The sequence below is a fragment of the Methylobacterium sp. SyP6R genome (assembly GCF_019216885.1).
Classification (GTDB): Bacteria; Pseudomonadota; Alphaproteobacteria; order Rhizobiales; family Beijerinckiaceae; genus Methylobacterium.
In genome coordinates this window covers 4555568-4577435 of record NZ_JAAQRC020000001.1, presented here as the reverse complement: position 1 = coordinate 4577435, position 21868 = coordinate 4555568, and the positions used below count along the sequence as shown (strand labels likewise).

Sequence of the window (21868 nt, the reverse complement as noted above, 5' to 3'; positions counted from 1 at the left end):
ACGAAATCGTCATCCTGCACTCAGCATCGGTTCAGCCAGCCGGGCGCGTCATCACGCCTGACGAAACGGGAGGGCACGGGCATGGCGGTCGATCCGCGTCGGACGGCGCTCGCCCTCGGGCGGTTCGGGCTCGGCGCCAGGCCGGGCGACCTGGCGAGGGCGGAGCCGGTCGAGGAGATCTTGCGCCGCGAGATCCTGGCCGGCACCGTGCCCCTGCCGGCCGGGCCGGACCTGGCTTCCGCATCGACCTTGCTGTGCGCCCTCCACGCCGAGGAGCAGGCGCGAAAGCTCGCCCGGGCGGGCCACCCGGACGCACCGATGCCGGAGGGCCCGCCGGCGCCGGCGGTCCAGGAGCGCACCTACCAGGCCGAGGTGGCGGCCCGACTCGCTTTGGCGCGGGACGCGCCGGCCGGCTTCGTCGAGCGTCTGGTCTGGTTCTGGGCCAACCACTTCACCGTCTCGGTGGTGCGGGGGCCGCAATTGCGGGTCAGCGCCGGCGCCTTCGAGCGCGAGGCGATCCGCCCGCACGTGCTGGGGCGCTTTCGCGACCTCCTGCTCGCCGCCGCAACCCATCCGGCGATGCTGATCTATCTCGATAACATCGCGTCGATCGGGCCCAATTCGCCCGCCGGCCAGCGCCAGAAGAAGGGCCTCAACGAGAATCTCGGCCGCGAACTCCTCGAATTGCACACCCTGGGTGTCGATGGAGGCTACGGCCAGGACGACGTGACGGCGCTCGCCCGCATCCTCACCGGCTGGTCGCTGCACCGCGACGGCAATGCCGAGGGCCTGCCGGGCGCCACCGCCTTCCGGCGCGGCGCCCACGAGCCGGGCGCCGTGACGCTGCTCGGACGCACCTATCTCGATGTCGGGCCCGAGCAATTGCGCATGGCCCTCGACGACCTGGCGGCGCATCCGGCGACCGCCCGCCACGTCGCCACGCGGCTTGCCCGCCACTTCGTCGCCGACGATCCGCCCCCCGCGCTGGTGGCCCGCCTCGCACAGACGTTCCTCGACCAGGACGGCGACCTGTCGCGGGTGACGCTGGCGCTGATCGAGGCGCCGGAGGCCTGGGAGCCGGTGCAGCGCAAGATCCGCTCGCCGCAGGAATTCATGATCGCGGCGATGCGCGGGCTGTCCCTCGCGCCGGATCCCCGGCTGGCGATGGGCGCGCTTTCGGCCTTGGGGCAGCCGTTCTGGTCCGCCCCGGCCCCGAACGGCTATCCCGACGATGCCGGAACCTGGGCCTCGCCGGAGGGCTTGCGGGCGCGGCTCGACCTCGCCGCCCGGATCGGCCAGCTCGCTCCCGGCACCGACCCGACCGGGCTCGCCGAGGCGGTGCTCGGCCCGCTCGCCACCGACGAGACCCGCACTGCGCTCCGCCGGGCCGAGAGCCGGGCGCAGGGCGTCGCCCTCGTCCTGATGGCCCCCGAATTCCAGCGACGGTGATCCCCATGGATGAAGTCTGCGAGTTCCATCCCAGCCGCCGGGCGATCCTCGGCACCGCGGGCGCGCTTTTCGCCTGGAGCGCCGTGCCCCGCACCGCCTACGCGGCGCCCGGTGCCCGGGATGCCCGCCTCGTCGTGGTGATCCTGCGCGGCGCCCTCGACGGGCTCTCGGCGGTGGCGCCCCTCGGCGACCCGGCCTATGCGGATCTGCGGCCCGGGATCGCGCTGACCCGCGACGGGCCCGCCGCGGCGCTTCCCCTCGACGGTTTCTTCGCCCTGCATCCGGCGCTGCCGACCTTCGCGCGGCTCTACGCCGCCCGCCAGGCGATGGTGGTGCATGCCGCCGCCACCGCCTACCGCGAGCGCTCGCATTTCGACGGGCAGGACGTGCTCGAGACCGGCCAGCCCGGCCCCGGCCACACCGCGAGCGGCTGGCTCAACCGCCTCGTCGCCGCCCTGCCGGCGGGGGAGGGCATCCCGCCCCGCACGGCGCTCGGCGTCGGGGTGACGCCGCCGCTGATCCTGCGCGGGCCCGCCCCGGTCCTCGGCTGGGCGCCGCCGCGCCTGCCGCGGGCGAGCGACGAGCTCGGCCGGCGCGTACTCGGCCTCTATGAAGCGCACGACCCCGCACTCGCCGCCTCGCTTGCCCGCGGCCTCGACGTCGATGCCCTGGCCAAGGGCGAGCCCAAGGGTGACCCCAAGAGCGGGCCGAAGGGCAGCGGGGGCTTGCGCGGCCTCGCCGAGGGGGCGGCCCGGCTGATCGCCGCCGATGACGGCCCGCGCATCGCGGCGCTCGCCCTCGACGGCTGGGACACCCACGCCGACGAGGGCGGCGCCACCGGCCGCCTCGCCGGGCTGCTCGGCGGGCTCGACGCCGTGTTCTCGGCCTTCTCCGAGATTTTGGCGCCGCGGTGGTCCGACACCGCGATCCTGGTCGTCACCGAGTTCGGCCGCACCGCCCGGGTCAACGGCACCATCGGCACCGATCACGGCACCGGCACGGTGGCGTTCCTCCTCGGCGGCGCGGTGCGCGGCGGCCGGGTGCTGGCGGACTGGCCGGGCCTCGGCCCCGCCCAGCTCCGCGACGGCCGCGACCTCGCGCCCACCACCGACGTGCGGGCAATCGCCAAGGGCCTGGCCGCCGACCTGTTCGGCCTGTCGCCGATGGTGCTCGGGCGCAGCGTCTTCCCGGGGACGGAGGCGTTGCGGCCGGTGGGTGGGTTGGTGGTGTAGGGTCGGCGCGCCGAGCTGTGTTTCCTGTCCCGCCCGCGACCTCATCCTGAGGTGCGACCGTAAGGGAGCCTCGAAGGAGGGCTCCAGAAGTCGCCGAGCAAAATGGAGCCCTCCTTCGAGGTCAGTCGATCTCTGATCGACTGATACGCTTTCCGATTGATCGCTTCGCGATGCGGAAATCGGCTTCGCTCAGGCGCCGCGCGGGCTGATGATACGGAATCCGGAAGTGATCTTCCGGATTCCGTATGACACCTCAGGATGAGGTCGCCAGGGGAATGAGGTCGGCTGATCCAGGCGAGCAATTTGTCAAACAGCCTGCCCGATCTCCGTTCCGGCCGCCCCCTCGATTGCCGCCTGATACTCCGCGAGGCTCGGCGCCGCCGCGGGCAGGCTCGGGATCGCCACCTCCGCCAGCTGGCCGCGGGCGGCCACCAATGCATCGAGCAGGAACGCGGTGTCGCGGGTGAACGGGAGCAGGAGCCCGCCGCCCTCCGCCCGGATGCGCTCGGCCGGCGCGCCGATATCGAGGGCAACGACCGGGTAGCCCGCGGCCCAGACCTCCGACAGGACGTAGGAGTAGGTCTCGGGCCAGACGCTCGACAGGAAGACGTAGTCCGGATCGGCTTCGGCCAGGAGCTGCGGCAGCTCTTCCGGCCGGTAGGCGCCGGTCACGGTGAGGTTGGGGAGATCCTCCACCCGCTTCCGGTCGGCGACGTTGCCGATCACCGTGAAGGCGATCGGCCGGCGCTCCCGCGCCGCGCGCTCGGCGAGCGCCACCACCAGCTCGAACCCCTTGTGCGTGCCGATCCCGCCGACGAGGGCGACCCGCACCGTGCCCCCGCGCGCCCGGCGCGGCCGCGCGGGGGCGGGGGAGGCCGCCTCGGGATGCGGCACCACCGCGATACCGGATAGGCCGAGGCGGCGCGCGTAGCGCTCGGCGGTGTCGCGGGAAGGCGCCACCAGGCACCGTGCCCCGCGCAGGATGCGCTCGTTCGTCGCCAGCCAGCCGTCGAGGCCGCCGCCCATCAGGGCATTCTGGTCGGCGTAATCGTAACCGACGCCGCGCACGGTGCAGTGGCGACAGACATCCGGCGGCGGCTCCTCGCAGTAAAAATCGCGCCCGTCGACCAGGTGCACCTTCGGGCAGTACCATTGGAAGTCGTGCAGCGTGACCGCGTAGGGCCACCGGCCGGAGAGCAGCCGGTCGAGCACGCCCGAATCGTAGCCGAAACGCGCATTGAGGTGGAGGTCGATGGCGATGCCGGCCGCCTCCATGGCGTCGAGGAGGCCAAACAGGTCGTTCGGCCTCAGGGTTACGGAGGCGCCGGCCGCATCGAGGGTGAGGGCGAGATACTTGCCCATCGGCGCCAGGTGGCCGATCTCGTGGTCCTTCGCCCGGGCGAGACCGCGGACCTGGTCGATGTAGCGCGTCGCGCCGCCCCCCAACCCGTGGCCGACATGCAGGGTCAGCCGCCGGATGCGCGCGGCGAGCAGGGACCCGAGCACGGCGAGCCGCAGGGGCTGGAGCGGGTCGGCGGCGATGAAGCCGTCGACCTCGTCCTGGTATTCCGGATAGAGCGCGACGAGCCGGGCGTGGTTGCGCTCCAGGATCGCGAGCCGCTCCCCCTTGCCGAACGAGACCGAGCCCTCGTGCTCGACATAGGTATCGGTGGCGGCGACGTGGATCCAGCCGAGGTCGCGGGCCGTGAGGCACCAATCGACCTCCTCGCAATAGCCTCGGCCCCATTCGGGCGAGAGACCGCCGACCTCGTCGAGGGCCTGCCGGTTCATGTAGAGGCAGAAGCCGACCCCCGTCGGGATGACGACCGGCTGGGGTGACGCCGCCTCGAGGGCCGCGTCGATCGCGTCGGGCCCGAGGCCCAGCAGCGGGCCTTGCGCCTCCGGCATGCCCGGGAAGCCCAGGATCGTGGCGTTGTTCGAGAGCGGGGTGGCGCTGGCGATGCCGGGCGCGCGGTGGCAGGCCCGTGCCAGTTTCTCCAGCGCGCGGGGCGCCAGCACCGTATCGGCATTGACGAGGATGCAATCCTCGCCCGGCTCCAGGAGCGCGAGGCCGCCATTCACCGTGCCGATGAAGCCGAGATTCTCCCGGTTGCGCAGGACCGTCAGGCCGGGATGCTGGGCCGCCGCAAGGTCGTCGAGGTACCGGGTGACGTGCGCATCGGGCGAGGCATCGTCGATCACCAGCGCCCGCATCCGCCGAGGCGCGAGCTGCGGCAGCAGCGAGGCGAGGCAGGCCTTGAGGTCGGAAAGCCCGTTATAGACCGGCACGATCGCACAGGCCGGGGGCGGCGTGCGGCCGGTCTCGGGCCAGACCTCCGGCACGGCCGGCGCGGCGAGGGCGAGGCGTGCCCCGCCGCCGGGTCGCACCGCGGCCACCAGGCGATCGCGCAACGCGCGGCGCTCCTTGAGCGTCGTCGACGGCGCACCCGGCAGGAGCAGCGCCCGCGCCTCGGCCCGGGCGAGCTCGATCGTGCCGCGCAGGTGACCGATCACTTCGCCCGCGCCGATGGGGCCGACCGCGATGTCGGTGCCCGGCTTGAGCGCCCCGGGCGGGAAGGCGAAGGCGGCGGAGTGGCGGCCGAACAGGTCCAGCAGGTCGGCCCGCGGATGGGTCTCCACCTGCGCCACCTCCTCGCCGTTGCGGACCGCCCGCACGAGGCTCGGCCGGTCGGGTCCGGCCTCGTCGAACACCCAGCCGGTGACGCGGTTCGGCGCCTCGACGTAGAGGCTCGACCGCAGCCGCGGCGCGTAGGCGCCGACGCTCTCCACGGTGTCGCCGGCCCGCACCGCGATCGTATGCGGCTGCCCGTCGAGGGCCCAAGGTGGCAGGACGAGGCGGAAGCCGTTCCAGCCGCCCTCGCGGCCGCCGAAGCGCAGCTCCGGCCGGTAGATCCCGGGCCGGACCGGCTCCCCCTCCACGCCGTCGACGACGAGGTGAACGGGCGGGAGCGGATCGGCGGAGAGCGACGAGACCCAGCCGGCGAGCACGCCGCCGACGACGCCGTCGAGATGGAGAGTGTGGCGCCCGGGCCCGACGGCGACCCGCTGCTGGTCGGCCCGGCCCGGCTCGGTCACGGTGAACCGCAGGGTCGCGGGCGCGGCGAGCAGGGCCGGATCGAGGGCGGCATGCAGGTAGGCGGTGCCGCCTTCCGTGAAGCGGCGCTCGATCGGCAGGTCGTGCTCGCGCTCGCCGGACTGCGCCAGGGTGAGCCCGACCGCGTCCGGATCGGCCTCCGGGTTCAGGGAGACCAGGATTCCGCAATTGTAGAGCCGGCCCCAGGCGACCGGGCCGGGGGGCGGCACGAACCACTGGCGCCCCGTCTCGGCGATACGCCGCGCGCGTTTCAGGATCGTCACGTCGCAAGAACCCGCACACAGGAGGGAGACGCCGGCACGCGGCCGGCGGAGATCGAGTCTCCTCCTAGCCGAGACCGGAGCCGTCCGCGACTTGCCGCCGCGTCATACGACGGTCAAGTCGTTTGGCGCCGTCCGGTTTCAAGGGGGTGTGCGAGGGTCTCTCGTGCAAGGGCTCGTTCACGTGCCGGTGACGGCATCGAGCACCCGGTCGGGGGCGATGTGGTGCAGCATGTGGCCCGCATCCTCCACAGCCACGAGGCGGCTGCCGGGGATCTCCCGGTGCAGGGCCACCGCCTGGTCGGCATGGGAGAGCAGGCGGTCGCCGGTGCCGGACAGGATCGTCACCGGCATCCGCAGGCTCGCGTAATGCGGCCGGAGCGCGAAGGCGTCCGGCACCATCAAGGCCGATTCCGCCGCGGCGCTGCGCAGCTGCGAGGGACGCAGGACCATCTCGGCCGGGAAGTCGCGGGTGAACCGCCCCGGCACCGGGCTCGGCCCGAACAGGCGGGCCAGGATGCGAGGCCAGAGGAGGCGGCTCGCAACCGGGGCGACCGTGTGGCTGATGAGGTCGCCGAGGCCCGGCAGCCCCTGCGGGACGAAGAGCAGGGAATCGATGCGGGGGCTGGGGAAGTAGTAGCCGGATTCGAGGATCAGGGCCCGCACCCGGGCCGGGTCCTGGAGCGCCAGCGCGATCGCCACCTGCGCCCCCCAGGAATGGCCGAGCACGACGGCCTCCTCTACCCCGAGGCTGTGGAGGGCGCCGCGGATCAGCCCGGCCTGCATCGCCGGCGTCCAGATCCGGCTGCGGGGCCGGTCGCTGTAGCCGAAGCCCGGCCGGTCGAACGCGATCACCCGGTGCGTCCGCGCCGCCCGGTCGAGGAGGCCGCTGACGAGCCAGTCCTGGATCAGGCTGCCGTTGCCGTGCAGCAGCACGAGGGCCGGCCCGCTCCCACGCTCCAGCACGTGCAGCCGCGTGCCGCCGACCTCGACGAACCGGCCGACCGGCGGCGTCGCCCGTTCGGCGGCGCGGGCGCGGCGCCCGTTCTCGACCGCGCCGGCCCCGAGCAGGGCGGCCCCCGCCAGGGCGAGGCCGGCGACGGGGGACAGGGTGGGGGAGTGAGAGCGCGTGGGGACGTAGGGTTGTGAGTGCATGTTGGCACAACGGCGGGCGCCGGAGTTGGTTCGCTCGCCGACCCGGGACGGACGAGGACGTCCGCCCCGTTCTCGCTCAGGCGCTCAGGCGCTTTTCCGGATAGGGCTCGGTGGCGACGAGGGAGCGGGCCATTGCGTCGTTCTCGGCGTCGAGGATCGCCTGGGCGATCCGGCTGACGAGGTCGCAGCTCGCTGCCTCGAGGGCGGCATCGTTCCCGGCCCGCGCGGCCGCGGCGAGGGCCGAGCCCTCCTGCATCACGATGGTGCGGGCGGTGCGGATCGCGTCCGCGACGGCTTCGTAGGGGCGGGGCATCGACCAACTCCACGGATTGCGAGTGCTGCAGGTCCGCGCGGACGCCGCCGGGGCCTGCCGTCAGGGCATCGAAACCACGGAGCCTGAGAAACCGTTCCAGGGGTGCGGCGTCCCGGCCCAGTGTGCCTCACGGATGGTGTGCCTCACGGATGTCCCATCGCCGCCAGGGTCGCGCCGTCGCTGCCGATATCGTCGGGACCGGTCATGCCGAGCAGTTCGATCAGCCGCACGCGCGCCCGGCTGACCCGGCTCTTGATGGTCCCGACCGCGACGCCGCAGATCTCGGCGGCCTCCTCGTAGGTGAAGTTCTGGGCCCCCACCAGCACCAGCGCCTCGCGCTGGCTCGCCGGCAGGGTGCTCAGGGCCGCCTGGAAGGCCGAGAGCTCCACCCGCGCCTCCTGGTCGGGCAGGGCGGTCAGCCGGCCCGCCATCACACCGTCGGCATCCTCGACCTCGCGCCGGCGCTTGCGCTGCTCGGAATAGAACAGGTTGCGCAGGATGGTGAACAGCCAGGCATAGAGGTTGGTGCCGGGGGTGAAGCTGTCGGCCTTGGTCCAGGCCCGCACCAGGGTCTCCTGCACCAGGTCGTCGCTGCGGTCGAAGTCGCGGGTCAGCGAGAACGCGAACGCCCGCAAGGCCGGGATCGACCCGAGGAGCAGCGCCCGCATCTCGGGATCGACGGGCGCGATCGGCGCAGGTGTAGGGTTGGGCTTGGCGGAGTTCATCGCGCATCCTCCTGCCCGGGATCCTCGGCCGGAGTTTCGGCCGGAGTTTCGGCCGGAGTTTCGGCCGGTATGGCGGCCGCCGGCGGGGTGCCGGCATCGAGCCCGGCAATGAGCGCTGCGAAGCGCTCCGGCACCGGGGCGCTGAGAAGGTCGGCGTAGTGGGCGCGCAGGGCCCGGCCGAGCCGGCGTCGGGTGAGGGCGTCGAGTTCGCCCTGCGCCTTGCCGTCTGCCGTCCCGTTCCCTTGGCCGTTCCCCTGACCCGGCCGTCCGCGGGAACGCGGCTCCGGTCCGACCGGAGCGTCGGTATCGATCTCGTCGTCGCGCATCGCCGCCTTAGCCTCGCGGCTGCCGGGGCCGGGCTGCCGGGCGAGGCGGGATGCCTGCCGGAGCCGCGGCGCGCCGATCGAGAGCCGCCTCACGCTTCGTTGGACGCCGCAATAAAGCCGTGGAATTTAATGCGATCTGAAACCGCCGTTCACCCAATCTTAATCCAAGCGTAGCGGTAAAGCATCAGCTTGTCCGTAGGATCACACGAAACTCAACTCGCCACCCTGCCGCGGTGACATGGCCTGGATTGGCGTTCGGCGAGGCTGATCTGGCGCGGCCCGCCCCCTGGGGGCGGCCTGAATTCCGGGGGACTGCTCCCGCGGGGAGGGGCCAGGCCCAGACAGGCCGTCACAAGCTTCGAGGCGCATCCCCACGCGGGTGTGACCTGGCTGCGCTTGTCCGGCGGCGCGGGGCACCTACCCTACGTCCTTCGGATTCTCCAGCGGGAATGACGCCTTGAACCCCGGGAATGACACCTTGAACACGACGTCGCTTCGTGCGCCCGCCGCCGCCGCGGCCTTCCTGACGCTCCTGGTCCTGACACCCTTGGCGGCGACCCCGGCCCTCGCCCAGCGGGACGATCAGGGCCTGCAGATGAATTGTGCCGGCGACTACTTCAAACTCTGCGCCGGGGCCGATCCGGACAGCCCGGAGGTGGAGCGCTGCTTCACCCGTAACCGCGCCCGGCTCTCGCCCCAGTGCCGAGCGGCGATCACCGCCTACGACCGCAAGACCGGCGGCAAGGGGGCCGAGGAGCAATAGGCTCCGGCAAGCGGTCGGCGCGGGCGGGGACGCGTGTCCCCCCCTCCGTCACAAACCTCGGTCGAGCCTCAGGATGCGGCAGGGATCGCCGGCCCGGGCGGCCGGCGCGTGGGGGGCGCGGATCAGCAACGCCTCGGAACGGGCGAGCACCGAGAGCATCGAGGAATCCTGGCGCGCGGCCGGGTGGACCAGCGGCAGCCGGTCCGGTGCGGTGTCGAGGGCGGCCCGCATGTAGTCCTGGCGCCCGTCATTCGCCGGCAGGTCGCATCCCAGCAGCGCCGGCTCGCTGCGGTCGGCCCCGGCTTGCGGGTCGCCGGCCAACGCCCGAATCAGCGGGTGGACGAACAGCAGCCCGCACACCACCGACGAGACCGGGTTGCCGGGAAGCCCCAGCACCGCCATCGGCCCGAGGCGGCCATGCATCAGCGGCTTGCCGGGCCGCAACGCGACGCGCCAGAAGCCGAGATCGAGTCCCTGCCGGGTCAGCGCCGACTGGACGAGGTCGTGGTCGCCGACCGAGGCGCCGCCCAACGTCACCAGGAGGTCGGCCTCCGCGTCGCGGGCGCGGGTGATCGCGCTTTCGAGATCCGCGAACGAGTCGCCGGCGATGCCGAGATCGATCGCCTCGGCCCCGGCCTCCTCCGCCATCGCGGCGAGCGCCAGCCCGTTCGAGGCGACGATCTGGTCCCATTCCGCCGGCTCGCCCGGCCGGACCAGCTCGTCGCCCGTGGCGAGCACCGCGACGCGGGGCCGGCGCCGGACGCTCAAGCTCGGGTGCCCGCCTGCCGCCGCGAGCGCCACCCGCCAGCCGTCGAGGCGTTCGCCGGCCGAGAGCAGCCGGTCGCCCTCGCGAAAATCGAGCCCGCTGCCGCGGATATGGCGCCCCGGCGGGTTGCCGGCCCGGGCCAGCACCGTGTCGCCCTCGGCTTGCGTGTCCTCCTGGATCACCACCGTGTCGGCGCCCGTCGGCAAGGGCGCGCCGGTGAAGATGCGGATCGCCTCGCCCTCGCCCACCGGTCCGCGGGCGCCGTGGCCGGCGGCGCTGGTGGCGGTGACGCGCAGGCGCACCGGCGCCTCGGGCGAGGCCCCGGCGACATCGGCGGCGCGCACGGCGTAGCCGTCCATGGCCGAGGTCGAGAAGGGCGGCTGGGTGCGAAGCGCCCGCACGTCCTCCGCCAGGGTGCGGCCGGCGGCGGCGGTGATCGCGACGGTCTCGGGCGCGACGGGCCGGGCATCGGCGAGGATGCGCGCCAGCGCCTCGGCGACGGGAAGGAGCGCGCTCACGCGCCGACCTCCCGGCCGGTCGATGCCTCCCAGACGCCCGAGCGGCCGCCGCTCTTGTGCAGCAGCCGCACGCCCTCGACCCGCATGCCCCGGTCGGCCGCCTTGACCATGTCGTAGACCGTGAGGCAGGCCACCGAGACGGCGGTCAGCGCCTCCATCTCGACCCCGGTCGGCCCCTGCACCCGGACCTCGGCGGTGACGCGGATGCCCGGCAGGCCCTCATCGGGCTCGCACTCGACCCGGACCTTGGTCAGCAGCAGCGGGTGGCAGAGCGGAATCAGCTCGTGGGTGCGCTTGGCCGCCATGATGCCGGCGAGCCGCGCGGTGCCGAGCACGTCGCCCTTCTTGGCGTCGCCCTCGCGAATCAGCCGCAGGGTCTCCGGCTGCATCACCACCAGGCCCTCGGCGCGGGCGGCGCGGTCGGTCGCGGCCTTGTCGGTGACGTCGACCATGTTGGCGGCACCGGCGGCGTCGAGATGGGTCAGGGTCGGCATGGCCTGCTCCGGGTGAACCGCCCCGCGCTTAGCACGCCCGCCGCCGGCTCCGCCACGGCCTCGCCGTGGCCCTGTATCGTGGCCCAGCCTCGTCAGGCGTTCAGCGCCGCAGTCTCGGCCTCGTCGAACACGCGCGAGCGCAGGAGGAAGCGTTGCCCAGAGCCGTTCTCCAGCGAGAACATGCCGCCTCGGCCCGGCACCACGTCGATGATGAGCTGGGTGTGCCGCCACGCCGCGTATTGCGGGCCGCTGATGTAGAACTCGGCCCCGCCGATCGCGCCGAGATGCACGTCGCCGTCGCCGATCAGGAAATCGCCGACGGCAAAGCACATCGGCGCCGAGCCGTCGCAGCAGCCGCCGGATTGGTGGAACAGGACCGGGCCGTGCTCCCGGCGCAAGGTGTCGATCAGGTCGAGGGCCGCCGGGGTGGCGGTGACGCGGGGTGGGGGAGCGGCCATGCGGGCGTCCTTCAGTGGGAAAACGCGGTGATTTTACACGACGGGATGTAGCGCGGGTTTTCCCTTTTCCCCTCTGCGGCAGGGCTGTCCGGGGAAGCTAAGCAGACTTGCGTTGGCAGGCCAACGCTTCGTCCGCTTAGATCCTTGTTTTATCGCAGATTTTTTCCGCAAAACCGGCGGCCACTTTTGCGAAATCTGCTTAGGAGGCATGGGCCGTGCTCCTACTGCGCGGGGTCGAGGCCGGTCTTGGCGGGAGCAAGGCCCGGACCTCGGCCCAGGTCTGCGGTTCGAACAAGCCCTGGCGCAGCAGGTCGCGGCGCAAGGAGCGGTCGAGTTGGCCGGCCAGGCGGGCGAAGGTCTCGGTGAACACCGCCAGGGGGCGGCGCTGGTTGGCATCCGAGAGGGTCGGGCGGTGCAGCGGCCCGGTGCCGAGGTGGGGGTGGGCCGCGGCGTGAGCCCAGGCGACCTCCAGGCCGCGCAAGCTGGCGGCGGGGCTGAGCTGGGCGAAGATCAGCACCAGCGGGTGATCACAGGAGGAGAAGCACTTGTCGTAGGCGTCGGCGCCGTGGCGCGCGACGCTTTGGGCGGTCTGCTGGCGATCGAGGCCTTCCAGCAACCGGGCGAAGCGGGCATCGCTGGGGTGCATGTCCTGCCCGGATGTTCGTGTCTCGACAACCGGACAACTCCCGCATCACCTCCGGCGTGGCAGGGCAGGCACCCAGCCCCAAATTTTCCCCGGACAGCCCAGCTGCCGGCGCAGCCGCGCAAGGTGCCGGTGAGCGCGACGCTGGCGAGCCCGCTGCGGATCGTCCCGGTGATGCGGCCGTCGGCCATGGCCTGTCCGGACGCGTCGACGCCGTGATTCCCGGCCTCGTCCACGATGCCGTTCCGAATCACGATCGGGTAGCGGTACGGCCCGGTGCAGCTTCCGGTCTCGGCGGTGGCGACGACCGACCAGGCGCCGTCGAAGCGGTTCGCCGTGGGCGCGGCCGGGGCCGGAAGCGCGGGGACGGATGCGGTGAAGGCCGGGACCAGGGCCGGTGCGCCGACCGGGCGGCGGGATGGCGTCATGATCTCCTCTGATCGGGGCGTCCGGCTCCATGGCCGGACCGGTCGTGGAGAACTCGCGACGAACCGGGCACGGACGGGGGAACCATGCCGTGCCCGGCCCGCGACCGTTCCGGACGCCTCGGGGGATAGCGCCGGAACGATGGGGGACGCCCTGTCGGGCGAAACGGGTGGGGGGCCTGCACCATTCAGGCGGCGCCGGACGGATTCGGGGGACTACGACCCGGGCCGTCCCGGTTCGGCCCTCGCCGCTCCAGATCCTGACCGAGATCTTGCCCGAGATCCTGCCCGAGCCGGTCGCGGGCCCGACTGACGCGGCTCTTCACCGTGCCGGCCGGGCAGCCGATGATGCCGGCGGCGGCCTCGTAGGACAGCCCTTCGACCGCGACGAGGAGCAGCGCCTCGCGCTGCGCCGGCTCCAGCCGGTCGAGGGCGCTCTGGAGATCGCGCAAGGCGGCCCCGGTGCTCCTGCTCGGCGGCACTCGCCAGGGTGGCGGCATGGGCCCCGTCGGGATCCGCCACTTCGAGACGGTACTTGCGGCGACCGTTGAAGAAGCCGTTGCGCAGGATCGCGAACAGCCAGGCCGACAGGCTGGTGCCGGGGACGAACTGGTGCCGGTGCTCCCAGGCCTTGAGCAGGGTGTGCTGCACCATGTCGTCGGCGTCGGCCCCGTGATGGGCGAGGGACAGGGCGTAGCGGCGCAGCCGCGGCACCGCGCCGAGAAGTTCGCGCCCGAACGCCGCCGGCACTTCCTCGGCGGATGCAAGTGCTTGCGTCAGGCGCGTGAGCATCTCGCCGAGGCGCGAGCCGGCATCGAGCGCAACGATCTCGGGATAATACTCCCGCAGCAGCCCACCGAGATGCGACGGTATCACGGCGATGGCAGCCTCCGACTCGGCAACCTTCGCGCGCGTCTCGTGGTCTGTCTGCACGGAAAAAGACCCGTCAACCATCTGCAGATCGGACTAGACCGGTCGTCCCTACGGGCTAGTCCCGTGGGGTAGTAGGCCGGTCCGGCGATGTGCGGACTTATTTCTGATCACCGGCAATTACGTCAATGATACGATTTTACCGGTGAATCTCGCTTCCCCGCGGGAACCTGCTGGTGCGCGATCCGTTTGTGCTCCGTTGCCTCGACAGGCAACGACGCGAGCATGAAGGATCGCTTGAGCTGTGACCGCAGGCGTCGACAGGCATGAACTCCGGCAGATCATCGCCGGCCTCAGCGAGGGGGTGATCCTGGTCGAGCCCGACCAGACCATCGCCTACGCCAACGAGGCTGCGCTCGCGATGCACGGCGCCGAGAGCCTGGACGAGATCGGCCCGACTGTCGACGCCTACCGGGAGCGCTTCGCCCTGCGCTACCGCAACCACCGCGCGCCGGAGAGCTACCCGATCGAGCGCGTCGTGGCCGGCGAGCGCTTCCACGACGTGGTGGTCGAGGTGACGCGCACCGACAGGCCGGATGTCGGCTTCGTGCATTCGCTGCGCAGCCTCGTCGCCACCGACCGGGAGGGCAAGCCGAGCTGCCTGGCGCTGATCCTCAAGGACGTGTCGGACCAGTTCGAAGCCGAGGAGCGCTTCGAGCGCACCTTCAACGCCAACCCGGCCCCGGCGGTCATCACGCGGCTCTCCGACCTGCGCCACGTCAAGGTGAATGCGGGTTTCCTCGAGATGACCGGCTTCACCCGCGACGCCGTGATCGGCCGCAGCGTCTACGAGGTCGACGTGCTGGCCAATGCCCGAAACCGCGACCTCGCGGTGTCGCGGCTGAACAAGGGCGGCACCATCCCCCAGATGGAGGCACGCCTGGAGCTGCCCGATGGCGGCGGCCGCTTCGTGATCGTGGCCGGCCAGCCGATGGAGATGGGCGACGAGCCCTGCATGCTGTTCACCTTCGCCGACCTCGAGCTGCGGCGGAAGGCCGAGACGGCGCTCCGCCAGAGCGAGGAGCGCTTTGCCAAGGCGTTCCGCCTGACCCCGGTCCCGACCCTGCTCGCCCGCGCCGACGACTTTCAGGTCACCAGCATCAACGAGGCCTTCGGCCGGGTCTTCGGCCTCAGTGAGGACAAGGTGGTCGGCCGGGCCCCGGCGGAGTTCGGGCTATGGGTCTCGGCCGAGCAGCGACGGCGGTTCGAGGAGGGGCTGGCGCGGGCCGGATACGTGCTGGGACTGGAAGTGTGCCTGCGCCACGAGAACGGCGCCGACCTCGACTGCCTGGTCTCGGCCGAGCGGGTCACCATCGGCGAATCCGAGTTCGTGCTGATGGTCCTGCAGGACATCACCGAGCGCAAGCACACCGAGCGCGAGCTGTTCGACGCGATCGAGACGGTGATGGCCGATACCTCCTGGTTCAGCCGCGGGCTGATCGAGAAGCTCGCCAACCTGCGCCGCCCGGGCCGCGAGATGCCGGACGCCGCGGTGCCGGACCTGACGCTCCGCGAGCGGCAGATCCTCAACCTGATCTGCAGCGGCCTCGACGATGACGGCATCGCCCGCAAGCTCGGCCTGTCGCGCAACACCGTGCGCAACCACGGCGCCGCGCTCTACCGCAAGCTCGGCGTGCACCGCCGCACGGAGGTGATCCTCTGGGGACGCGAGCACGGATTCCCGCTCCAGGCATCCGGTAGCTGAGGTTCAGGATACCGGTATTTTCCTACCATTGAAGATGCGCGACGCGCCTACATCTGCAGGCCGGTCGGAGTTTTCTCAACTCGACGAGGTGCTCATGACCGATCGCGCGTCAAAGACTTCCACCGGCAAGCCTTGCACCGAGCAGGTCAAGGGTTCGGTGAAGGAGGCCATCGGCAAGCTCACCGGCGATGTCCGGGTCGAAGCCGAAGGCCGGCGTCAGAAGGCCGAGGAGACGTCTCGTAAGGGGACCGGACCTCGCAAGGACTGACGACACCCGTCATCCGGCGCCCCGCTCGGGGGCGCCGCCTTTTCCCAAGAACACCAGAGGAGAGACCCATGGTCGATACCAATCGCATCACCGGCGCCGCCAAGGAACTCGGCGGCAAGATCCAGGGCGTCGTCGGCGACCTGACCGGCTCGCACCGCGACTCGGCCGAGGGCCGTTTCCGGGAGGCGCAGGGCGCGGCGGAGGACGCCTACGGCCAGGCCAAGGACACCGTCCGCCACGCCGCCGACCGGGCGCAGGACTATGCCGGCGACGCGGCCGACCGGACGCGGGACACCGTCCGCCATGCCGCGGACCGGGCCGAGGACCTCGCCGACCGGGCCCGTCACCGGGCGCGGGATGTCGCCGGTCACGCGCAGGGCTACGCCGAGGAGGCCCAGGGCTACGCCGAGGAGGTCTACGAGCGCGGCAGCCGCTCCCTGCGCCACGGCGCCCGGCAGGTCGGCCACCAGGTCGCCGAGTACCCGCTCGCCTCGCTGGTGATCGCCGGCTTCGTCGGCTTCGGCCTCGGCCTCCTCGTCAACGCCAACCGCGACTGATCTTCGAGGCCGCCTCGTGAAAGGGCGGCCCCGGAGCGGCGAGACCGCGCGGGGCCGTCCCACGAGAGGCCTTCGACGACGATGCTCGAACGACTCGGAGTAGAAGCGTGACCATCCAGACCCCCGTTTCCCCCCTCGCCACGGCGGCCCAAGCCGATACCCGCGCGGTCCTGCTCAACCAGGTCTCCTGGGGCGCCATCTTCGCCGGCGCCGTGACCGCGCTCGTGACGCAGGTGATCCTCAACCTCGTGGGCGTCGGCGTCGGCCTGTCCTCGGTCGGCGTGAACGCCGCCGACAACCCGGCCGCCTCGACCGTGTCGATGGGCGCGGGCCTGTGGTTCGTGGTCTCGGGCATCGTCGCCTCGCTGGTCGGTGGCGCCATCGCGGGCCGGCTCTCCGGCAAGCCGCTGCCGGGTGCGGCCGCCCTGCACGGCCTCGTTTCCTGGGCGGTAACGACGCTCGTGGTGATCTACCTCGTGACCTCGGCGGCGAGCGGCCTCGTCGGCGGCACGCTGAGCACCGTCTCGGGCGCGCTCGGCGGCGCCGGCAACCTCGTCGGCGGCACGGTGCAGACCGCCGCCCAGGCGGCGGCCCCGTCGCTGTCGAAGGTCCAGAACCCGCTCGAGGGCATCGAGGACAAGGTGCGCCAGCAGGCCGCCGGCCAGGATCCGCAGGCCGCCCGTGACGCCGCCGTAGCTGCCGTGCGTGCCGTGCTGACCGGCGACGCCGCCCAGAAGGAGCAGGCCAAGACCCGCGCCGCCGACGCTCTCGCCAAGGCCCAGAACATCTCGCCCGACCAGGCCAAGGCCCAGATCGACGACTACCAGAAGCAGTACGAGCAGGCGGTCGCCACCGCCAAGCAGAAGGCCGAGGCCGCGGCCGTCGCCGCCAAGTCGGCCGCCACGCAGGGCGCGTTCTACGCGGCCATCGCGCTGCTGCTCGGCGCCGCCGCCGCCTTCTTCGGCGGCCGCCTCGGCGCCCCGAAGCTGGTGACCGCCTACGACGCCCGCCGCGTCTGATCCTCGACCGGCTCCCGCCCAGGCGGGAGCCCTCCCTTCCCCTCGAACGACAGGAGAGATTTCGATGAGCAGCACCACCGACAAGCTCAAGGGCCTGGCCAACGAGGCCGTCGGCAACGTCAAGCAGGGTATCGGCAAGGTCACGGGCGACGACCATCTCATCGCCGAGGGCAAGGCTCAGGAGTTGAAGGGCGAGGCCCAGCGTACCGTCGGCGAGGTCAAGGACGGCGTGAAGAACGCCGCCGACAGCCTGCTCGGCCGCAAGTAGTACCGACCATCTTCCACCGGGCGGCGGGATCGTCCCGCCGCCGCTCCACCCTTAGATCTCAGAGCACTTCACGATCGCGTTGCGATCGCGAACCTCTCCCTATCTTTGATCGTGTCGCATTTTCTACGGCGAACCGGCATCCACCTCGTCGGAGAATGCTCTCAACTCAGGAGGACAGCATGAACCGCGACCAGTTCAACGGGGCGTCCCGTCACCTGAAGGGCCGCGTCCAGACCGCGCTCGGCGGCCTCACCGGCGACCCCGCCCGCCAGGTCCGCGGCGCCGCCAACCAGGTGGCCGGCGGCGCGCAATACGCCTATGGCCGCGCCCGCGACCGGGCGGAAGACTTCGTCGACGACGGGCGCCATCTCGCCCATGAGGCGCGTGAGCGCGCCGAAAATCTAGCCCACGAGGCGCGTGAGCGCGCCGAAGATCTCGCCCATGAGGCGCGTGAGCGTGCCGAAAATCTCGCACAGGAGGCGCGTGAGCGCGCCGGGGATTTCGCCCACACCGCGCGCAAGCGGGCCGATCACCTCGTCGAGGACGGACGCCACGCCGCCCATGCGGTTCGTCGCCGCGGCGAGGCTTACGGCCAGAGCGCCCTGCGTTACGTCGAAGGGCACCGCACCAACACGGTCGTCGGCATCGCCGTCCTCGCCTTCGCGGCGGGCTGGCTCGTCCGCCGATCGCGCTGACACTCTCACCATCCGCTGAAGGGAGACCCCGCCATGCTGCGCAAGATCTTCACGCTCTTCGTCCTGCCGAAGCTGATCGCCTATCTCGGCCGGCGCGGATCCCGCCCCCGGCCCGGCCGGACCTACTGATCCAGCCGGTCCGAGCGTTGTCGCCGGCAGGGACGTCCCGGCCGCTTCGATGCCACCGGTTGTGACGAGGCCGATCGGGACGACATCCTTCGACGGTCGAGCGCGGGCCTCTCCTCCGGGAGAACCCGCGCTTTTTCTTTTTTCCGATACGGGCCCGGTCCCCTTCGTGGAGTGAGGGCGCCCCGCACTCCCCCACCGCATTCCTGTGCATGCGACAGCCATCGCCTGGACCCAGCGCAGCCGCTGGGCGTTTCCCGGTCCAGAGAATGGGAGCGGGGGCCGATGGCAAAGCGCAAGGCAAGGCAGCGCGCGACGGCGGCAGTCGAGGAGTCCGTAGCGCCGCTGGTGCCGCCGGGCGCCCTCGCGGTGGCGCTGCTCTCCTTGCGCGAACGGGGCCGGCCCCTCGTCCACGTCGCCCGCGACACCCGCCGGCTGGAGGAGATCGCCGCGCTGCTGCGCGGCCTGGGCCCGGGGATCGGCGTCGCGATCTATCCGGAATGGGATTGCCTGCCCTTCGACCGCGCCTCGCCTTCCCGCGGCACGATGGGCGCCCGGGCCGGGGTGCTGCGCTGGCTCACCGACGCAGACCACCTGCCCGACATCCTGCTCACCACCGCCCCGGCGCTGATCCAGCGCGTGCCGCCGCCGGAGACCTGGGCCGAGGCCCGGGTCGAGATCCGGGCCGGCGACGCTCTTGACGCCGGCCGCCTCACGGCGGAGATGCAGCGCCTCGGCTACATCTTGGACGACCGGGTCGACGAGCCCGGTGAGGTCGCGCTCCGCGGCCGGACCATCGACGTCTTCCCGGCCGCCGCCCCCCGCCCCTGCCGCATCGAGCATGCGGGCGGAAAGGTCGTGGCGATCCGCACCTACGATCCGGTGTCGCAGCGCTCCCTCGTCGAGGTCGAGACCCTGGTGGTCGATCCGGCGACCGAGATCGTCCTGGCGCCGGATTCGCCTTTGCGCCTGCGGCCGTTCACCGGACAGGAGCACCAGCTCCCGACCCTCTACGGCCGGCTCACGACCGTGCTCGATTACGTGCCGGAGGCCCGCCTGGTGGTCGAGGCCGGGGCGGAGGCCCGCGCCGAGGCCTTCTTCGAACAGATCGCCGAGGGGCGTCGGCCGGAAGTGGCGACACGTGGGCAGGCGGTGCCGCTCTACCTCACGCCCGCCGAGTGGCAAGACGTGCGGGAGGCCCGCGAGATCGCTGTCGCGAGCGATGCCGACGCGGAATCGGTCGCGGTCCCGGCCTTCCAGCGCGAGCGCCGGCCGGGTGCAGCCTTCTCGGCCTACCTGCGCGAGCGCCTGAAGGCCGGCGATCGGGTGGTGCTCGGCGGCGATCCTGCCGGGCTCAAGCGCCTGTCGCGCCAGGCCGCGCGGACGGCGGAGCGCAGCGTGCGCCCGGTCGCCGACTGGTCGGAGGCGGTCGCCGCCAAGGCGGGCGAGATCCTGGCCATGCCCGCTCCCCTCGATGCGGGATTCCGGGTGCCGGATCTCGGCATCACGGTGATCGCCGCGCCCGACGTGTATGGCGGCACCTCGGCCCGCCCGAGCGCCGGCCAGCCGGTGATCCTGCCGATGGGCGAGGTCGATCTGCGCGTCGGCGACGTGGCGGTGGACCGCGACCACGGCCTCTGCGTCTTCGAGGGCTTGGAGCGCATCGCCACCGGCGACGGCGGCAGCACCGAGGCCCTGCGCCTGCGCTTCGCCCACGAAGCGATCCTGATGGTGCCGATGGCCCAGGCCGACCGGATCTGGCGCTACGGCTCGGAGGAAGACGCCGTCACCCTCGACACCCTCGAGGGCGGCACCTGGGCGAAGCGCCGGCTCACCACCGAAGCCGGCCTGGCGCGGGCCGCCCGCGCCATGCTGGCGGCGGCGGAGGAACGCCGCCAGGCCAAGGCCCCCGCCCTGGTGCCGCCGGAGCGCGAGATGGAGCGGTTCGGCGCCGGCTTCGGCTTCCCCCTCACCCCCGATCAGGCGAAGGCCGTCGACGGCGCGCTCGCCGATCTCGCGGGCACGCAGCCGATGGACCGGCTGGTCTGCGGCGATGTCGGTTTCGGCAAGACCGAAGTGGCCTTGCGCGCCGCCGCCGCGGCACTCCTTGCCGGCAAGCAGGTCGCCGTGGTGGCACCGACGACGGTGCTGGTACGCCAGCACCTGCGCACCTTCGAGCGGCGCTTTGCCCGCTTCGGGATCGGGGTGGCGCAGCTCTCGCGGCTCGCAGGCCCGGCCGAGGCCAAGCGCGTGCGCCAGGGACTCGCCGACGGCTCGATCCGCCTCGTCGTCGGCACCCATGCGCTCGCCGGCCGCGGCGTCGCGTTCGCGGATCTCGGCCTCGTGGTGATCGACGAGGAGCAGCGCTTCGGCGCCGCCCTGAAGGAGCGCCTGCGCACCATGGCGGGCGACGCCCACGTCCTGACGCTCACCGCGACGCCGATCCCCCGCACCCTGCAATCGGCCCTGGTGGGTCTCAAGTCGCTCAGCGTCATCGCGACGCCGCCGGCGGTGCGCCAGCCGATCCGCACCCTGCTGACGCCGCTGCACGACGACACCCTGCGCGCGGCCCTGATGCGCGAGAAGGGCCGCGGCGGCCAGAGCTTCGTCGTCTGCCCGCGCATCGAGGAGATCGGCCCGGTGGCCGAGCGCCTGAAGCGGCTGGTGCCGGAACTCGCGACCGTCGTCGCCCATGGCGAGATGAAGCCGGCCGAACTCGACGAGATCATGGTGCGCTTCGCCGATGGCGAGGGCGACGTGCTGCTCGCCACCTCGATCATCGAAAGCGGGCTCGACGTGCCGCGGGCCAATACCATGCTGGTCGTCGACGCCGAGCGCTTCGGCCTGGCGCAGCTGCACCAGCTTCGCGGCCGGGTGGGGCGCGGCCAGCGCCGGGGCGTGACCTACCTGCTGACCCGGCCCGACCGCGAGCTGCCTCCGGCGGCCGAGAAGCGCCTGCGCACGCTGGAGGCTCTCGACCGTCTCGGCGCGGGTTTCGCCATCAGCGCCCGCGACCTCGATCTGCGCGGCGCCGGAGATCTCGTCGGCGAGAATCAGGCCGGCCACGTCAAGCTGATCGGCCTCGGCCTCTACCAGCACCTGCTCCAGCTGGCGCTTCGCGCCGCCAAGGGCGAGCCTGCGGAGGATTGGGCTCCGGACATCCGCCTCGGCCTCGCCGGCGACGTGCCGGAGGATTACGTGCCGGAGCCGGAACTGCGGCTGAGCCTCCATACCCGCCTCCTGCGCCTCGGCTCGGCGGAGGAGGTCGAGTCCTTGCGCGGCGAGGTCGAGGACCGGTTCGGGCCGCTGCCGACCGGCGTGCAGGCCCTGTTCACCCTCGGCCACCTACGCGTCGCCTGCCTGGCACTCGGCATCGCCCGGCTGACCGGCGGGCCGCAGGGGCTGGCGGTCGATTTCCGGCCCGGCTGCGCGCCGGCCGCGATGCCGCTCGGCGACGACCTGACCGCCCGGGAGGGGCGGCTGATCCTGCGCCGCGCTTGCGACGATCCGGACCGGCGCGGCGAGACGGCGGCCGAGCTCCTGCAGCGGATCCAGGAGGCCCGCGACCATCAAGGCTGACGACACGTCCGGCGCCGGCTTTTCATCCGGCGTCCGGAACGATCGCCCACGGCCAAGGTTTTCGAGTGTCATGCCCGGA

At 72.3% G+C, this 21868-nt stretch carries 18 protein-coding genes and 3 pseudogenes; 10 read left to right on the top strand and 11 right to left on the bottom strand.

Going from position 1 to position 21868, the window contains the following annotated elements; all coding sequences use genetic code 11:
• Nucleotides 1–81 precede the first annotated feature (81 nt).
• Nucleotides 82–1449 carry a DUF1800 domain-containing protein gene (locus HBB12_RS21050; protein ID WP_236991133.1) on the top strand — a complete coding sequence of 456 codons (1368 nt, stop codon included), beginning with the start codon at nt 82–84 and terminating at the stop codon, nt 1447–1449.
• 5 nt (nt 1450–1454) lie between these two features.
• On the top strand, nt 1455–2681 hold the full coding sequence (locus HBB12_RS21045; RefSeq protein ID WP_236991132.1) for a DUF1501 domain-containing protein: 1227 nt from the start codon (nt 1455–1457) through the stop codon (nt 2679–2681).
• A gap of 306 nt (nt 2682–2987) precedes the next feature.
• Here HBB12_RS21045 and HBB12_RS21040 read toward each other — a convergent pair whose 3' ends face one another.
• From HBB12_RS21040 to HBB12_RS21020, 5 genes are all read right to left on the bottom strand, one after another.
• Entirely contained in the window at nt 2988–6059 is a 3072-nt protein-coding gene (locus HBB12_RS21040) for a glycosyltransferase (RefSeq protein WP_236991131.1), read from the bottom strand.
• Between the two features lie 177 nt (nt 6060–6236).
• Complete coding sequence (locus HBB12_RS21035; protein ID WP_236991130.1) at nt 6237–7211, bottom strand: alpha/beta fold hydrolase; 975 nt, start codon at nt 7209–7211, stop codon at nt 6237–6239.
• A gap of 76 nt (nt 7212–7287) precedes the next feature.
• Nucleotides 7288–7524, bottom strand: a complete 237-nt coding sequence (locus tag HBB12_RS21030) for a hypothetical protein (protein ID WP_236991129.1) — start codon at nt 7522–7524, stop codon at nt 7288–7290.
• Nucleotides 7525–7667: 143 nt separating this feature from the next.
• On the bottom strand, nt 7668–8249 hold the full coding sequence (locus tag HBB12_RS21025; RefSeq protein ID WP_236991128.1) for a sigma-70 family RNA polymerase sigma factor: 582 nt from the start codon (nt 8247–8249) through the stop codon (nt 7668–7670).
• Nucleotides 8246–8668 carry a NepR family anti-sigma factor gene (locus tag HBB12_RS21020; protein WP_236991127.1) on the bottom strand — a complete coding sequence of 141 codons (423 nt, stop codon included), beginning with the start codon at nt 8666–8668 and terminating at the stop codon, nt 8246–8248. Before HBB12_RS21020 ends, HBB12_RS21025 begins: the two co-directional genes overlap by 4 nt.
• 385 nt (nt 8669–9053) lie before the next feature.
• Between HBB12_RS21020 and HBB12_RS21015 the strand changes: the two genes are divergently transcribed.
• Nucleotides 9054–9338 carry a hypothetical protein gene (locus HBB12_RS21015; protein WP_442919300.1) on the top strand — a complete coding sequence of 95 codons (285 nt, stop codon included), beginning with the start codon at nt 9054–9056 and terminating at the stop codon, nt 9336–9338.
• Nucleotides 9339–9386: 48 nt separating this feature from the next.
• On the opposite strand, the gene HBB12_RS21010 is transcribed toward HBB12_RS21015, so the two are convergent.
• The 6 genes and pseudogenes from HBB12_RS21010 to HBB12_RS34535 form a co-directional block, all read right to left on the bottom strand.
• Nucleotides 9387–10622, bottom strand: coding sequence for a molybdopterin molybdotransferase MoeA (locus HBB12_RS21010; protein ID WP_236991126.1), 1236 nt, complete (start codon nt 10620–10622; stop codon nt 9387–9389).
• Entirely contained in the window at nt 10619–11116 is a 498-nt protein-coding gene (gene moaC, locus HBB12_RS21005; protein WP_236991125.1) for a cyclic pyranopterin monophosphate synthase MoaC, read from the bottom strand. Before moaC ends, HBB12_RS21010 begins: the two co-directional genes overlap by 4 nt.
• Nucleotides 11117–11208: 92 nt before the next feature.
• A complete protein-coding gene (locus HBB12_RS21000) occupies nt 11209–11574 on the bottom strand; it encodes a DUF779 domain-containing protein (protein ID WP_236991124.1) in 366 nt (121 codons plus the stop codon).
• Between the two features lie 310 nt (nt 11575–11884).
• Nucleotides 11885–12220, bottom strand: a pseudogene (locus HBB12_RS34540) (DUF4372 domain-containing protein); the annotation flags it as partial.
• 610 nt (nt 12221–12830) lie between these two features.
• Complete coding sequence (locus HBB12_RS20985; protein WP_236991123.1) at nt 12831–13094, bottom strand: sigma factor-like helix-turn-helix DNA-binding protein; 264 nt, start codon at nt 13092–13094, stop codon at nt 12831–12833.
• 136 nt (nt 13095–13230) lie between these two features.
• Nucleotides 13231–13434, bottom strand: a pseudogene (locus HBB12_RS34535) (RNA polymerase sigma factor); the annotation flags it as partial.
• A gap of 382 nt (nt 13435–13816) precedes the next feature.
• Here HBB12_RS34535 and HBB12_RS20975 point away from each other — a divergent pair.
• The 7 genes and pseudogenes from HBB12_RS20975 to HBB12_RS20945 all read left to right on the top strand — a co-directional run bounded on the left by HBB12_RS20975 (nt 13817) and on the right by HBB12_RS20945 (nt 21789).
• Complete coding sequence (locus tag HBB12_RS20975; RefSeq protein ID WP_236991122.1) at nt 13817–15277, top strand: helix-turn-helix transcriptional regulator; 1461 nt, start codon at nt 13817–13819, stop codon at nt 15275–15277.
• A 94-nt stretch (nt 15278–15371) separates the two neighbouring features.
• Nucleotides 15372–15545 carry a CsbD family protein gene (locus HBB12_RS20970; protein ID WP_236991121.1) on the top strand — a complete coding sequence of 58 codons (174 nt, stop codon included), beginning with the start codon at nt 15372–15374 and terminating at the stop codon, nt 15543–15545.
• A gap of 68 nt (nt 15546–15613) precedes the next feature.
• On the top strand, nt 15614–16102 hold the full coding sequence (locus HBB12_RS20965) for a CsbD family protein (protein WP_236991120.1): 489 nt from the start codon (nt 15614–15616) through the stop codon (nt 16100–16102).
• Nucleotides 16103–16209: 107 nt separating this feature from the next.
• On the top strand, nt 16210–17121 hold the full coding sequence (locus tag HBB12_RS20960) for a PhnA-like protein (protein ID WP_236991119.1): 912 nt from the start codon (nt 16210–16212) through the stop codon (nt 17119–17121).
• A gap of 64 nt (nt 17122–17185) precedes the next feature.
• A complete protein-coding gene (locus HBB12_RS20955) occupies nt 17186–17389 on the top strand; it encodes a CsbD family protein (protein ID WP_236991118.1) in 204 nt (67 codons plus the stop codon).
• 179 nt (nt 17390–17568) lie between these two features.
• Nucleotides 17569–17757: pseudogene (locus tag HBB12_RS34530) on the top strand (CsbD family protein); the annotation flags it as partial.
• A gap of 738 nt (nt 17758–18495) precedes the next feature.
• Complete coding sequence (locus HBB12_RS20945; protein WP_236991116.1) at nt 18496–21789, top strand: DEAD/DEAH box helicase; 3294 nt, start codon at nt 18496–18498, stop codon at nt 21787–21789.
• Nucleotides 21790–21868: the final 79 nt, after the last annotated feature.